The sequence below is a fragment of the Streptosporangium sp. CA-135522 genome (assembly GCF_050949235.1).
GTDB lineage: Bacteria > Actinomycetota > Actinomycetes > Streptosporangiales > Streptosporangiaceae > Streptosporangium.
On record NZ_CP192026.1, the window covers coordinates 7992389 to 8006244 of the forward strand.

Sequence of the window (13856 nt, forward strand, 5' to 3'; positions counted from 1 at the left end):
ATTTGGTGGAATCTGTTTGATTAAGGAGTGGATCAATGCTCGCCCAACAACGGCAGCAGGCGATTTTGGAGCGGGTGCGCAGCAGTGGTGGGGTCAGGGTCGCCGACCTCGTACGTGAGCTCGGCGTATCCGACATGACGATTCGCAGGGATCTGGAGGTGCTCGCCGAGCGCGGGCTGGTGGAAAAGGTGCACGGCGGGGCCACCGCCGCCGGACCCGGCTCGACGGAGGAGCCCGGATTCGCCGCCAAGTCGATGCGTCAGCAGGCGGAGAAGGAGGCGATCGCCCAGCACGCCGCGGCGCTCGTCCGGCCCGGCACGGCGATCGCCCTGTCCGCCGGGACGACGACCTGGACGCTGGCCCACTTCGTGATCGACGTGCCCGACCTGACCGTGATCACCAACTCGATCCGGATCGCCGACGTCTTTCACCGTTCTCCCCGCACGGACCGCACCGTCGTGCTGACCGGCGGCGTCCGCACTCCCTCGGACGCGCTGGTCGGCCCGGTGGCCGTGGCGGCGATCCGCAGGCTCCACGTGGACACCCTGTTCCTCGGCGTGCACGGGATGAACGCCCGCGCCGGGTTCACCACGCCGAACCTGCTGGAGGCGGAGACCGACCGCGAGCTGGTCGCCTCCGCGCACCGCCTCGTGGTGCCCGCCGACCACACCAAGTGGGGGACGGTGGGGATCAGCACGATCGCCGAGCTGGCCCAGGCCCACGTCGTGATCACCGACTCCGGCCTGTCGGACGAGGCCCGCGACGAGCTCACCGCACAGGTGGGCGAGCTGATCATCACCGAGCCGCAGCCGGAGAGCGAGGCGCTGAGCCGATGAAACGCACGATCACCCACCTGGCCGACGGCCGCGAGCTGCTCTACTTCGACCGGCGTGACGACGCCGACCGCAGCACGATCGACGAGCGCGAGCTGCCGCCCCGCCCCGCGGCCTCCGAGCTGCGCTACGACCCGCTGACCGAGGAGTGGATCGCGGTGGCCGGCCACCGCCAGGGCCGCACCTTCCTCCCCCCGGCCAGCGAGTGCCCGCTATGCCCGTCGACCCCCGGCCACTCGACCGAGATCCCCTCACCGGCCTACGACGTCGTCGTCTTCGAAAACCGCTTCCCGTCCTTCTCCGCTCAGCTGGGCGAATACTCCCAGGTCGGCGGGCTGAGCGAGGTCCGCCCGGGGATCGGCCGGTGCGAGGTGGTCTGCTTCACCTCCGACCACGACTCCTCCTTCTCCGAGCTCTCCGCCGACCAGGTCGAGCTGGTCATGGAGGCCTGGATCGACCGTACGGCGGAGCTGTCGGCGATGCCCGGTGTGGAGCAGGTGTTCTGTTTCGAGAACCGGGGAGCGGAGATCGGCATCACGCTGACCCACCCGCACGGCCAGATCTACGCCTACCCCTACGTGACCCCGCGCACCAAGCTGTCTCTCGGCGCGGCCGAACGGCACCGGGAACGAACGGGCCGCAACCTGTTCGCCGACGTGCTCGCCGCCGAGCGCGAGGCGGGGGTCCGCGTGATCGCCTCCAACGAGCACTGGACGGCCTTCGTCCCCGCCGCGGCACGCTGGCCGGTGGAGATCCACATCTACCCCCACCGCCAGGTCCCCGACCTGGGCGGACTGGAGGCCGCCGAGCGCGCGGCGTTCGGACCGCTCTACACGGACGTGCTCCGCCGGCTGGACGGCCTGTTCGGCGTGGCCATGCCGTACGTCGCGGGCTGGCATCAGGCGCCGGTGAACGCCGGTCGCGACCTTTCCTACGCACACCTGGAGCTGTTCAGTGTCCGCCGGGCGCCGGGCAAGCTGAAATATCTCGCCGGATCGGAGTCGGGCATGGGGGCGTTCGTGAACGACGTCCTCCCCGAGGAGACGGCACATCTTTTGCGATCTGTTGTCACAAACTGATCACTGATTAGCATCAGATTGGGGTCGCGTTACTCAGGGTTTACCACTACCATCCTCACACATCGGACCTAATGTCCGATATGCCTAATTCCGGGCGCATCGCCCGGGAGCCGGGGACCCATCGCATTTGGGGTGAACCACTTCGGTGGAAGGGCTTCCTCCAGCCCGAACCCGTCAGCTAACCCGGTAGGCGGTAGGAGAGGAGAGTCGTGGCGGCTCTGTCCCCCGCGTTCCGTCGCCATACGGCTTTGGCCGTTTCCATGGTTTCGGTCCTTGCGTTCACCTTCGGCACGGCGACCGTGGGTAACGCGACCCCCAAGCCGGACGAGTCCCGGCTCCGCGCAGAACTGGCCAAGCTGAACAAGAAGGTCGACGGGCTCATCGAGGCCTACGCGGCCAAGCGCGCGTCCCTCAAGAAGGCCCAGGCCGCCGAGACGGCCGCCCGGGCGGACCTGCGCAAGGCCGAGGAGGCCTACACCGAAGCCGAAAAGCAGGTCGACTCCATCGCCCGGCTCCGCTACCAGAGCGATTTCACCACCCTGCCCTCGATGCTGTTCTCCACCAACATGGGCGGCGCCGCGATCATGGAGCAGCTCACCGCCCAGCAGAGCAGCCAGCTACAGGTCTTCGCCCAAAGCCGCGATCTGAAGAAGCAGGCGGCGGAGAAGGCGGCCCTGCTCACCGAGCAGATCGGCGAGGAGGCCGGGGTGGTGGAGGCCCAGCGCGAAGACGCCGAGAAGGTGATCGACGCCATCGAGGAGAAGCTCGACGCGCTCGCCCCCACGGGCTCCGGCCGACGCTCCGACGGCAGCTGGGCGCCCCAGCTCCCCGCAGGCGCCGACAACATCACCGACCGCACCCGGATCATGCGCGAGGCGATCGAGAAGCGCTTCGCCCTGCCGTACGAGATCGGTTGCTACCGCTCCGAGAACGACGGCGGCGAACACCCGCTCGGCCGCGCCTGCGACTTCATGATGAGCACCGGCGGCTCGACACCCTCGGCGGACCACGTCAAGCTCGGCGAGGAGATCGCCGCCTGGGCTCTCAAGAACAGGGCCAACCTAGGCGTCAAGTACGTGATCTGGCGCCAGCGCATCAACTCCGGCACCGGCTGGCGCGCCATGTCCGACCGCGGCGGCGTCACCGCCAACCACTTCGACCACGTCCACATCTCGATGTTCTGACCCGCCCCTTCCCCCGTGCCCCGGCCTCGTTTCCGGCGCTGCTGTGATCAGTTGTACGCCACGGGCAGTTCGTGCGAACCTGTCTTCTCACCGACAGAACGATCAAGAACGGGCATGGCGTATGGCAAGATCACGGTTCGTCCGATCGGACTCGTCACAACGCGCCCGCCCGCCTCGTCTCGTGGCGTCGGCGCGGCCGGCCCCGCGGGAGCCGGCCACGCGTCGGACGGATCCGCCGCTCATCTCGCCGCCGGTCGCCTGCGTGGCGGCGAAGGCGAGCGGCCCGATCCGCGGCATCGCGCTCAACGGGGTCGTCGCCGATGTCTAGGATTCCCGTCAGGCCCGGCAGGGGCATCTTCGGCGCCGCCGAGAGGTTCCTGCGCCACCCGAGCACGACCACCGGTAACGTCGCCTGGCCCTCGGTGCGGATAGACCGGGCAAGGCCGGGCGACGGAGTGGGCATCCTCCAGGCCCACCGATCCTCTTTTCAGTCCACCTACGCCGAGGTCCCGGGGATGGACGTCAGCGCTCTCTCCGAGTTCGTCAGACACGACCTCACGCCCCGCAAGATCCTCGAATGGAGCAGAAAGGCCGACGCCGGCAGCGACGGCCTGTACGTGGCCCGATCCAACAACCGGATCATCGGGTTCGCCGAGATCTCACCCGACAGTTCCGGGATGGAGCTCAGCGGCTTGTACGTCATGTTCAGCCGAATGGGTTACGGAAACGGGAACCGGCTGCTCAGCACGGTTCTGAACGACATCCCTCCCGTGGCGCCCGTGAGCTTGCACGTGGCGAAAAACACCTCCGCGGTCGAGTTCTACAGGAGACACGACTTCGTGATCGTCGGCGAGGCAGAGACTCCACCACCGCTGCAGCGGGCCCGCGTCCACCTTCCGCAGTGGATCATGAGGCGCGAAGGAACATGAGAACGAACCGGCCAACGGGAGATCAGCTCATCGGTTCCCACCGCATGAGGATCAAGGGTGCGGCGGCGAAGGCCGTCGGCCCGTTCCACGACGTCGTGACCGGCACGGCCGTCGCCGATGTCTAGGATTCCGGCCGGAGCCGGCAAAGGCCTCTTCTCGGTCGAGGGGATTCCGACCCCCAAACCGCTGAAAGATGCCGGCTTGGAGCTCCCTCACTGAAGAATGCCCAGAAAGCCGGGCAGCAATGGAACGGCAGACAAAGTGGATTCCACACTGCCGTGAGCAATCGATCGCGGGTCCGATCGATGCCCGTTCATCCTACGGCGCGGAAACCGGCCCCTCGCGATTCACCCGCGGGCGAAGACCCAGCCGCGGTCAAGCGGACGATCATGTGATATCAAGATCGACACGAGTTCAGCGGGAGAAGAGGCGGGAGTCCGGTATGCGTGGCATCGGGGTAGACCGTGTCCGGGCGGTCGTCACCGACGGGCGGCTCACCTCGCTCACCATGAGCGCGCGGTCGGCGCTCCCCGCTCCGGAGGAGCTGGCCGGTCACGTGCTCTCAGCCGTGAACGCCGCGCTGGACGACTTCGCCGCCCAGTCGGCCGGGCGAGACCCTCTCCCGGTGATCGATCCGCTGGCCCTGGCACGGCAGTTCAGGGAGATTCGCGACGATCTCGACGCGCGGATGAGCCACCTCGCCGGCTCGGTGCAGGCGAGCGTCCGGAGACTCCGGCAGGAGGTGGAAGTCGCCTCCGACGTGCCGAGCCTGGACTTCCGGCAGATGTTCGACCAGTTGATCGACATGCTGGAGGCCGTCGGCGGAGTGGCCCTCGACGAGGCGGAGGAACCGCTGGGCGAGGGGTTCACCGACCGCCGCATGGTCCACGCCATCTGCAGGCCCGGGCCCAGGCTCGTGTCGGTGACGATCCAGCAGCGGGCGATGTCCGATAAAGCGCAGTTGTGCGATCATCTGGTGCGCGCGGTCAATCTGGCCATCGACGAGGTGGAGCAGAGGCTGCAGGAGCGCCGCGGAGCCGATCCCGAAAAGATCATGGCTCGGATCGGAGAGCTCCAGGAATCGGGCGTCATGCAGATGCGGGCGTACGGACAGGCGCTGAACGCGTTCATGGACGGCGTCCAGCCCCGGTTGTGAGAGCGAGGAGGGCGATGTGAGCGCCGAGGTGGAAATCGACTACCGGCAACTGCGGCGTTCGGCGGAGGGGATCGCCTCCGCCCACGCACGGACCCAGGCCGGGCTGCAGACCTTTCTCGAGGAGATGGCGTCCTACGGCCAGCCATGGGGCACCAACAACGCCGTCGGCCAGACGATCGGCATGTGCTATGGAGGTGTGCACGACATGATCAGTGACTGCGCGCGATCCAACCTGGACGAGTACCGCGCCTACCAGAGCGGTCTACGGGCGACGGTCGCCACGTATCGCGCGTGCGACCAGCGCTCGGGTGAGAATTTCGACGGCCTCCTGGCGTGAAGGTGATGACGAGTGGGATTTGAGCTTCCAGAAGGCCCGCTTTCCGCAGTGGGAAACTTCTTGGAATACCTCTTTCCGGACGGCGACGAGAACGGCCTCATGGCCATGGGCGGAGCGCACTACGGGCACGCCGATCGCCTGCTGGAGCCTTTGGCCGACGGGGATGGGAGCTGTAAGGCCGTCGCAGCCACCAACCGGGGCGAGGACATCGCCGCTTTCGTGAAGAACTTCGACCATCCCGAAGGGCCGAACAGGAACCTCCTGGACGCCACCCGTGGAATGCGCGTCGCCGGCCTCGGCCTGGAGTTGAGCGCGGGAATCGTGCTCGCGCACAAGGCCATCACGCTCCTGCAGTACGGCCTCGTCGCCACCGCGCTCGCCGAAGCCGTCGCTCTGGGAGGGATCGGCGGCATGTCGGCCCCCCTGATCAAGCAGACCGGGCAGCGCGCGCTCGACAGGGTGACGAACGCCGCGGTCGAGGGCGTCCTCGGCTGATCTCGGAAGCGGCCCGATCCGATACAGGAACCGGGCCGGTGCGAGGATCGCCCGGTCGAGCCGTACGGCAAGACCATGACGGGGGACGACCGGCGGCGTGTGCCGGCGCCCCAGGGTGCGGACAAACGACATGACAGCGACCGCGCGCGCCGACAAGATGAAGTCCCATGACTGACAACCGCGTCGATCCCCCCTACATCGCCGATGAAAGCCCCATGCTGCACGCGTGGCTGGAGTGGCACCGGGAGACCCTGGCCGTCAAATGCGCCGGACTGTCGCAGGAGCAGCTGCGCCTGCGCTCCATCGCACCTTCCAGCCTCTCCCTGCTGGGCCTGGTCCGCCACATGACCGAGGTGGAGCGCCACTGGTTCCGCAACATCCTCAACGGCGAGAACACCTCGGGGATCTACTGGTCCGACCAGGATCCCGACGGTGATTTCGACCTGGTGGACACCGCCTCGGCCGAGGAGGCGTTCGCCCGCTGGCAGAGCGAGATCGACCATGCCCGCGAACTCTGCGCGGGGCTGCCTCTGGACACCGTGGGCAAGCAGCAGCGCAGGGGAGAAAACGTCTCGCTGCGCTGGATCCTCATCCACATGATCGAGGAGTACGCTCGGCACAACGGCCACGCCGACGTCATCCGCGAGCAGATCGACGGCGTCACCGGAGAGTAGTGGGCTCCTCGATCGCATCGGCGATCACCTGGTCGAGGTCGGCCAGGTCCGCCGGGCGGGCCACCGCCGCCTCGGCGAAACGGGAGAGCAGCCGGGCGAAGGCCTCCCGGTCCGTCCGGTCCCAGTCGGCGATCAGCCCGTCCAGGTAGGTCCGCCGGTGGCGGACGACCACCTCCAGCACCCGGCGTCCCCGTTCGCTCAGCACCAGCCGAGCCCGTCTGGCGTCCACCGCGGACTCCTCGCGCTCCACGAACCTCGCGCCGATCGCGTCGTTGACCAGCCTGCTGGCCGTGGAGGGATCCACGTCGAGTTGCTCGGCGACGGCGCCGACGGTCACCTCGGGCACGTCCAGGCTCAGCTTGTGCACGGCGTGCACGACCATCACGTTCGACAGCTGCACCGGCCGCTGCGGGTCTCCGAGCTTGCGCGCGCGCAACGGCCGCGCCCAGATCCGGCGTAGTCGAAACAGCGCCACGTCGATCGCCGCTCCCGGCGTCCCGTCCCTCACGAAACAACCCTACCGGCGGGTACGGCCGGACCAGCCCACCGTGGGCCCACCTTGAACCCACCGCCGGCCCTCCCCGCGCCCGCCGCGGCCCGGCGGGTCAGCCGGTGAGACGGACCGGGTTCACCAGGTCGGCGTAGAGGAGCAGGCCGAACAGAATGATCATCGTGAAGGCCAGCGCGTAGGTCAGCGGGAGCACCTTGGCGATGTCCACGTGTGCCGGCTCGGGCCTGCGGGTCACCCGGGCGAAGGCCCGCTTCAGACCCTCCCACAGCCCGCCCGCGATGTGCCCGCCGTCGAGCGGCAGCAGCGGGATCAGGTTGAACACGCCGATGGCCAGGTTGAAGCCGGCGAGCAGGCTCAGCAGGGCGACGAGCTTGTTCTCGGTGGGTGCGGAGGAGGCGGCGATCTCGCCGCCGATCCGGCCGGCGCCGACCACGCCGATCGGGCCGTTGGGGTCGCGTTCCTCGCCGGAGAAGGCGGCGTTCCAGACGCCGACCATCTTCTTGGGCAGGTTGACCAGCGACTCGGCGACCCGGCCGGTGAGATCCACCATGTGGCCGACCACGTAGCCGAAGTTCTGCCTCTCCATGACCTGCGTGGGGGCGACGCCGAGGAAGCCGACGTTCTTCTCGATCTTCTTCGGGTCGTCGACCGCCGGCCGGTCCTGGGAGATCAGGGTGACGTGCAGCGTCTGCGGCTTGCCGTCCCGCACGATACCGACGGTGACGGGTCCGGCGCCGTTCGCCCGGATCTTCTTGGTGGCCTCCTCCCAGGAAGCCACCTGCGCCCCGTTGAACGCGACGATCCTGTCACCGGGCTTGATGCCCGCCTGCGCCGCCGGCGTCGGCGGGTCGGCCGCGGTGCAGGTGCGGCCGGGCTTCAGTGACTCGCTGTAGGGGATGACGCATTTGGTCATCCCCGACACGACCGGCTTCAGCACCGGAACGCCGAAGCCCATGATGACGATGGCGAACAGGACGAACGCCAGCACGAAGTTCATCGCCGGGCCGCCGCTCATGATGATGACCTTCTGCCACCAGGGTTTGCGGTAGAAGACCCGGTCCTCGTCACCCGGCCGGACCTCCTCCAGCGCGACCTCGCGGGCGTTCTCGATCAGGCCCTGCCACGGCCCGGTGGAGACCGAACGCACCGTGCCGGGGGCGTCGGTGGGCCGGGGCGGCAGCATGCCGATCATCCGGATGTAGCCACCGAACGGGATCCACTTCACGCCGTACTCGGTCTCGCCCCTGCGGCGCGACCACATGGTCGGGCCGAAGCCGATCATGTATTGCGTGACCTTGACGCCGAAACGCTTCGCCGGCACCAGGTGGCCGATCTCGTGCAGCCCGATCGACACCATCAATCCCAGAAGAAAGATGACGACCCCGATCACGGAGAGCCAGATCACAGGTTCATACCCCCGGTCGCGGATTCACCGACAATGCCCCATCAGAGACTAGCCGAAGTATCCAAGACCGCGATCCCCTGAAAACCAGCGTTCTGGATCGATCTACTTGCGGATGCTTTGTCGAATGGAGACACTTTGTTGACGTTAAGCGATCATTCGATCACCCTCCGAGAGGAGGAGTGAGAGGAGCGTTTTGATCGGAATCCTGGTGGCCGAGCGTCTCCCTCTGGTCAGGCGAGGCCTGGTGGCGTCGCTGGAGTGCGAGGCCGACTTGAAGGTCGTGGCCGATGTGGGCAGCGGAGAGGAGGTCGTCCCCTCCGCCTTGAAGCACGAGCCCGACACGGCGGTCATCGATCTGGACCTTCCCGGCGTCGACGGGTTCGCCGTGGCACTGCGGTTGCACGAGAAGGCTCCCGGCTGCCGGGTCCTGCTGCTGTCCCGCCGCCCCAACCCCGGCCAGGTCCGCCGGGCGTTCGCCGTCCACGCGCTCGGCTTCATGAGCCTGGACGTGGCGCCCGAGCAGTTGGCGGACGGCGTGCGCCGCGTCGCGGCCGGACGCCGGGCGGTGGACTCGGAGCTCGTGGTGGCGGCCCTGGAGTCGGCCGAGAACCCGCTGACCCGCCGGGAGCTGGACGTGCTGCGCCTCACCGCCCGGGGGGCGCGCTCCAACGAGATCGCCGACCAGCTGTTCCTCTCCGTGGGAACGGTCCGAAACCACATGTCGCGGATCATGTGCAAGACCCATGCCCGCAACCGCCTCGACGCCGTGCGGATCGCCGGCGACGCCGGGTGGCTGTGACCTCGTATCGGCCGTGGTCAGGGACGCCAGATGAGGATCAGCGCGCAGTCGTCGTTGTGGCCCGCCGACATCGAGGCGACCAGGTTGCGGGCGCCGTCGCGGAATCCGGAGGGCAGCAGCCGGTCGGCCTCGCCCAGCAGCCGGTCGAGGCCCGAGTCGATGTCGCGGCCGGGCTGCTCTATCAGCCCGTCGGTGTAGAGCATGAGCGCCTCGCCCTTGCGGAGCGTTCCCCGGTCCGGCTCGCAGTGCAGGTCCGGGACGACGCCCAGGACCACCCCTTTGGCCGGCGAGACCCGCCAGGTGCCGGTGCCCGCCTCGAACTTGACCACCGGCGGATGACCGGCCGAGGTGATCACGTATTCGCCCGTGACGAGGTTGAGCCGCACGTGCACGGCCGTGACGAAGCCCTCGGCCTCGCGCTGGCGGTGCAGGTAGGCGTTGCACGCGGGCAGGAAGTCGGTGACCGAGCCGAGCAGGCCGCCGAAGGTGCCCGACAGCATCAGCGCCCTGGTGCCGGCGTCGACCCCTTTTCCGGACACGTCGACCAGGGCGAGCTCCACCATGTCGCCCTCACGCATGGAGACCAGGAAATCGCCCCCGAAGGAGGAACCGCCGGCCTGCTTGAGCACCACCTTCGACGCCCAGTCCTTGGGCAGCGCGGGCAGGTCGCTCTGGCTCTTGAGCCGGTCGCGCAGCTCCAGCAGCATCACGTCGCCGCGCAGCCCCTGCACGCCGAGTTTGCCGCGGGTGCGGGCCATCAGCGCCGCCAGCACGGTGGTGAAGCCGAAGGTTGCCAGCAGGCCGGGACCGATGTGCCCCACCCCGCGCGCCACCCCCACGTAGAGCAGGACCGCCGCGACCACGAACAGCAGCTTGGTCAGGCTGCGCAGCCGGAGCTGGAGGCCGCCGACGAGGGTGATCGGGATCATGAGCGCCGGAGAGAACCACTCCGTGGAGACCCGGGCGGCCAGGACACCGCTCGCCAGGGTCAGCGCCATCAGCGCGATGAGCAGGTTGCGGTCGCGGGCCAGCCCATGGCGCAGGAATCGCACGATGGGCACCAGAAGGGGGACCCGCACCAAGAAAGCGCGGAGCCTCGGAGGGATCAGCGGGACCGGGCGGGATCTCATAATGCGTTTGACTGTATCGGGCCGCCACCCCGTTTGGGCAGCCCACTTGACCAATGCCTTGATCATTAAGGGCGGATATTGAATGGCCGGAACGGTTTGTCCCCTCTACCGTAGGAAAAATGAGTCTTAGCCTGCGCCCCATAACCGAGAATGAATGGTCCGAGTGGATCACTTTGGACGAGGAGGCGTTCGGCAGCGCCATCCCGCCGCATCGGGCGGAGCTGTTCAGGGGCACGACGGAGTTCGACCGCTCGCTGGGCGCGTTCGACGGCGACCTTCTCGTGGGCGTCACCGCGGTGTGCAGTTTCACCATGACGGTGCCCGGCGGGCCGATCCCGGTCGGCGGCGTCACCGCGGTCGGCGTGCTGCCCTCACACCGCCGCCGGGGGATCCTGTCGGCGCTGATGGCCCGCCAGCTCACCGACCTGCACGAGCGGGGTGAGGCGGTCGCCGCCCTCTACGCCTCCGAGGCGGCGATCTACGGGCGCTTCGGGTACGGCAGGGCCGCCGACAACCTCTTCTTCGACATCCCCGCGCGTAGCTCGGCGCTGGCCGCCCACGCGCCGGCCGACCCCTCGCTGCGGCTGCGCGTCGTCAAGCCCGCCGAGGCCAGAGCCGTCTTCGAGAAGGTCTTCGAGGCCGTGCTCGACAGCCGTCCCGGCCTTTACGCCCGCACTCCCGCGCGCTGGGACGCGGTGCTGTCGGATCACGAGGCCGACCAGAGAGGCGCCGGGCCGCTGCGCGCCGTGGTCGTCGAGGACGACGCCGGGCCCCGCGGCTACGCGCTCTTCCGGATCAAGCAGGCTTTCACCCCGCACGACGTGCCGGACGGCGAGCTGCGGGTCGGGGAGCTGTTCGGCCTGGACCCCGCCGCCTATGCGTTGTTGTGGCGGCACATGCTGGAGCGCGACCTGGTCGCGCGGGTCCGTGCCGGGCAGCGGCCGGTCGACGATCCGCTGATCCACCTGCTGGCCGAGCCGCGCCGGCTCAACGCGGGATGGCTGGATGATCTGTGGGTCCGCGTGGTGGACGTCGAGCGGGCGCTTCCCGAGCGCCGTTACTCGGCGCCCGTGGACGTGGTGATCGAGGTCGAGGACGCCCTGTGCCCGTGGAACGCCCGCCGCTGGCGGCTGTCGGCCGACGCCTCCGGCGCCCGGTGCGTCCCCACCGACGACCCGGCTGATCTGACCCTCCCGGTGACCGTGCTGGGCGCGGCCTACCTCGGCGGCCGCCCGCTCGGGGCGTTGCAGGCGGCGGGGCTGGTGCGGGAGTCGCGAGCCGGGGCCGTACGGGAGCTGTCGACCGCGATGTCGTGGGAGCCCGCCCCCTGGGCCGGTCTGGTCTTCTGACCCGTCCGGACGCGGGTCGTGCCACCGGTGCCGTCCGCGTCGCCCGGGCCGCCCCGCCGTTCGGCACGGGCCGGGCGGGTTATGGTGACAGGCATGGCACTGCAGAGCTTGCAGATCAACGCGCTCACCACGATGCGGGCCCGGGACGTCTCCCGGCCCACGCAGGAGCAGCAGGAGGCCGCCGACCGACGGCCGCTCCGCGACGAGACACCCCGCAAGGAGACACCGCGTAAGGAGAGCCCGCGCAAGGACTCGTCGCGCCGCCGGTGAGGCGCCGGCCCGCTCGCGGCGAACGGGCCGGTGCACGGCCGGCGCCCGGAGAAGGCGGGCGACGCCCGCCCTGGCCCGCTCGAACCTACGGCAGCGGCGGGAGCTGGCCGATCGTCTCGTACGAGGTGAGCTGCGCGATCCGGCGGCTGTGCCGCTCCGCACCCGAGTAGGCGGTGCCCAGGAAGAGTTCGATGAACCGGGTGGCCTCCTCCTGCGTGTGCATCCGCGAGCCGACGCTGACCACGTTGGCGTTGTTGTGCTCGCGGGCGAGCTTGGCGGTGTCCTCGCTCCAGGCCAGAGCCGCGCGGATGCCGCGCACCTTGTTGGCCGCGATCTGCTCGCCGTTGCCCGATCCGCCGATGACGACTCCCAGGCTGCCCGGATCCTCGGCGACGCCCTCGGCCGCGCGCAGCACGAACGGCGGGTAGTCGTCCTCGGGGTCGTACACGAACGGACCGCAGTCCGTGACCTCGTGGCCGTGCTCCTTCAACCAGGAGACGACGTGATTCTTGAGCTCATAGCCGGCATGGTCGGCACCGATGTAGACGCGCACCCGCCCAGTTTCGCAGGTGTACGTGGACGGCTCGACCCCCACCCCGACTACAGTAATGACCGATTAGCCATTCCAGCCCTTACAAGAGAGAGTCTCCATGCGTGACATCCGAGTGGTCGGGGATCCGGTTCTGCGCACGCCGGCCGAGCCGGTCGCCGACTTCGACCGCGACCTGCGCCGCCTGATCGACGAGATGTTCGACGCCATGTACGCCGCGCAGGGCGTCGGCCTGGCCGGCCCGCAGATCGGCGTGTCGAAGCGGGTCTTCGTCTACGACTGCAGCAACCGCAAGGGGCACCTGATCAACCCCGTGCTGACGGTCGACGACGACGCGGAGGTCCTCGACGAGGAGGGCTGCCTGTCGGTCCCCGGCCGCGACACCGGCACTCCGATCTACGCCAAAACCCCGCGGGCCGCCGGGGTCACCGTCCGCGGGTTCGACCGCCTGGGCCGGCCGGTCCAGATCAAGGCCCGCGGCCTGCTGGCGCGCTGCTTCCAGCATGAGACCGATCACCTCGAGGGGATGCTCTACGTCGACCGCCTGGCCAAGGACGCCGCCAGGAAGGTCCTGCTGCAGGCTCCCTGACCGGGCGGCCGGAAGGTCTTCTCGCGCGTTCTCAGCCTTCCGGGTCTCCGGTGGACCGGCGTCGCCGTCGCGTCATGGGCCAGGCCGCCAGGCCGAGACCGGCGACGAGGAGCAGCGCGACCATGATCCATTCGTTGGAGCCGCCGGGACCGTAGACGTGACCCCGGCGGCCGGTGTCGAAAGCCGCCACCGTCTGGCCGGGGACGAACGTCTCCCGGTCGGCGCCGTAGAACGCGATCTCCGGGCGCACCTGCCCGCCGCTCCTGAACTCCCCCAGCCAGGTGCACTGCTCGTGCCCAGGGTGCTGGACGCACTCGACCCGGCCGGCGGTGAAGGTGCCCCAGGTGCCCTGGCCCCGCAGTGCGGCCAGGGCGGATCCGAGGTTCTGTGCGGCCAGCAGCACCAGCAGCAGCCCTCCCAGGATGATCACCAGGTCGAACGCGGTCAGACGTTTGGTGCCCAGTTTCATCCGAGGCCCTTCGGAGAGACGAAACTTCCCTTAAGGCTGGTTTACCCAGAACATTCCATGGCGACAACCGGCCCGGACCGGACCGCAATCTCGAAGA

At 68.9% G+C, this 13856-nt stretch carries 18 protein-coding genes and 1 riboswitch; of the genes, 13 read left to right on the forward strand and 5 right to left on the reverse strand.

All coding sequences use genetic code 11. From position 1 onward, the window contains the following. Window positions 1-35 precede the first annotated feature (35 nt). From ACQPYK_RS37710 to ACQPYK_RS37750, 9 genes are all read left to right on the forward strand, one after another. Entirely contained in the window at window positions 36-836 is an 801-nt protein-coding gene (locus ACQPYK_RS37710; protein ID WP_433242235.1) for a DeoR/GlpR family DNA-binding transcription regulator, read from the forward strand. After that, a complete protein-coding gene (gene galT, locus ACQPYK_RS37715) occupies window positions 833-1912 on the forward strand; it encodes a galactose-1-phosphate uridylyltransferase (RefSeq protein WP_433242238.1) in 1080 nt (359 codons plus the stop codon). Before ACQPYK_RS37710 ends, galT begins: the two co-directional genes overlap by 4 nt. Before the next feature lie 71 nt (window positions 1913-1983). Next, window positions 1984-2119, forward strand: a riboswitch (cyclic di-AMP (ydaO/yuaA leader). 53 nt (window positions 2120-2172) lie between these two features. After that, entirely contained in the window at window positions 2173-3096 is a 924-nt protein-coding gene (locus tag ACQPYK_RS37720; RefSeq protein ID WP_433242241.1) for a coiled-coil domain-containing protein, read from the forward strand. A 320-nt stretch (window positions 3097-3416) separates the two neighbouring features. Next, entirely contained in the window at window positions 3417-4025 is a 609-nt protein-coding gene (locus tag ACQPYK_RS37725) for a GNAT family N-acetyltransferase (RefSeq protein ID WP_433242244.1), read from the forward strand. Then, window positions 4022-4150 carry a hypothetical protein gene (locus ACQPYK_RS37730; protein ID WP_433242247.1) on the forward strand — a complete coding sequence of 43 codons (129 nt, stop codon included), beginning with the start codon at window positions 4022-4024 and terminating at the stop codon, window positions 4148-4150. The genes ACQPYK_RS37725 and ACQPYK_RS37730 overlap by 4 nt, the downstream gene beginning before the upstream one ends. Window positions 4151-4467: 317 nt before the next feature. Beyond that, window positions 4468-5181: a hypothetical protein gene (locus tag ACQPYK_RS37735; RefSeq protein WP_433242250.1), complete on the forward strand. Its 714-nt coding sequence runs from the start codon at window positions 4468-4470 to the stop codon at window positions 5179-5181. A gap of 16 nt (window positions 5182-5197) precedes the next feature. After that, window positions 5198-5518, forward strand: coding sequence for a hypothetical protein (locus ACQPYK_RS37740; protein WP_433242253.1), 321 nt, complete (start codon window positions 5198-5200; stop codon window positions 5516-5518). Between the two features lie 48 nt (window positions 5519-5566). Continuing rightward, the gene (locus ACQPYK_RS37745; RefSeq protein ID WP_433242256.1) at window positions 5567-6013 is read left to right on the forward strand and encodes a hypothetical protein; all 447 of its coding nucleotides are present in this window, start codon (window positions 5567-5569) and stop codon (window positions 6011-6013) included. Between the two features lie 167 nt (window positions 6014-6180). Next, a complete protein-coding gene (locus tag ACQPYK_RS37750) occupies window positions 6181-6687 on the forward strand; it encodes a DinB family protein (protein WP_433242259.1) in 507 nt (168 codons plus the stop codon). Here the strand turns inward: ACQPYK_RS37750 and ACQPYK_RS37755 are convergent. Next, on the reverse strand, window positions 6674-7195 hold the full coding sequence (locus ACQPYK_RS37755; protein ID WP_433242262.1) for a MarR family winged helix-turn-helix transcriptional regulator: 522 nt from the start codon (window positions 7193-7195) through the stop codon (window positions 6674-6676). The two genes, ACQPYK_RS37750 and ACQPYK_RS37755, sit on opposite strands and share 14 nt — an antisense overlap. A 97-nt stretch (window positions 7196-7292) precedes the next feature. Further along, on the reverse strand, window positions 7293-8603 hold the full coding sequence (locus ACQPYK_RS37760) for a M50 family metallopeptidase (protein WP_433242265.1): 1311 nt from the start codon (window positions 8601-8603) through the stop codon (window positions 7293-7295). 193 nt (window positions 8604-8796) lie between these two features. Here ACQPYK_RS37760 and ACQPYK_RS37765 point away from each other — a divergent pair, with 193 nt between their 5' ends. Continuing rightward, complete coding sequence (locus ACQPYK_RS37765) at window positions 8797-9402, forward strand: response regulator transcription factor (RefSeq protein ID WP_433242268.1); 606 nt, start codon at window positions 8797-8799, stop codon at window positions 9400-9402. A gap of 17 nt (window positions 9403-9419) precedes the next feature. Here the strand turns inward: ACQPYK_RS37765 and ACQPYK_RS37770 are convergent, their stop codons facing one another. Beyond that, window positions 9420-10532, reverse strand: a complete 1113-nt coding sequence (locus tag ACQPYK_RS37770) for a PP2C family protein-serine/threonine phosphatase (protein ID WP_433242271.1) — start codon at window positions 10530-10532, stop codon at window positions 9420-9422. A gap of 119 nt (window positions 10533-10651) precedes the next feature. Between ACQPYK_RS37770 and ACQPYK_RS37775 the strand changes: the two genes are divergently transcribed. Beyond that, a complete protein-coding gene (locus ACQPYK_RS37775) occupies window positions 10652-11881 on the forward strand; it encodes a GNAT family N-acetyltransferase (RefSeq protein ID WP_433242274.1) in 1230 nt (409 codons plus the stop codon). A gap of 93 nt (window positions 11882-11974) precedes the next feature. Beyond that, on the forward strand, window positions 11975-12151 hold the full coding sequence (locus ACQPYK_RS37780) for a hypothetical protein (RefSeq protein ID WP_433242277.1): 177 nt from the start codon (window positions 11975-11977) through the stop codon (window positions 12149-12151). Between the two features lie 85 nt (window positions 12152-12236). Here the strand turns inward: ACQPYK_RS37780 and ACQPYK_RS37785 are convergent, their stop codons facing one another. Then, a complete protein-coding gene (locus ACQPYK_RS37785; protein ID WP_433242280.1) occupies window positions 12237-12704 on the reverse strand; it encodes a ribose-5-phosphate isomerase in 468 nt (155 codons plus the stop codon). A 97-nt stretch (window positions 12705-12801) separates the two neighbouring features. Here ACQPYK_RS37785 and def point away from each other — a divergent pair, with 97 nt between their 5' ends. Next, window positions 12802-13290, forward strand: a complete 489-nt coding sequence (def, locus tag ACQPYK_RS37790; RefSeq protein WP_433242283.1) for a peptide deformylase — start codon at window positions 12802-12804, stop codon at window positions 13288-13290. Window positions 13291-13321: 31 nt separating this feature from the next. Here the strand turns inward: def and ACQPYK_RS37795 are convergent, their stop codons facing one another. Next, complete coding sequence (locus ACQPYK_RS37795) at window positions 13322-13759, reverse strand: hypothetical protein (protein ID WP_433242286.1); 438 nt, start codon at window positions 13757-13759, stop codon at window positions 13322-13324. Between the last annotated feature and the right edge of the window lie 97 nt (window positions 13760-13856).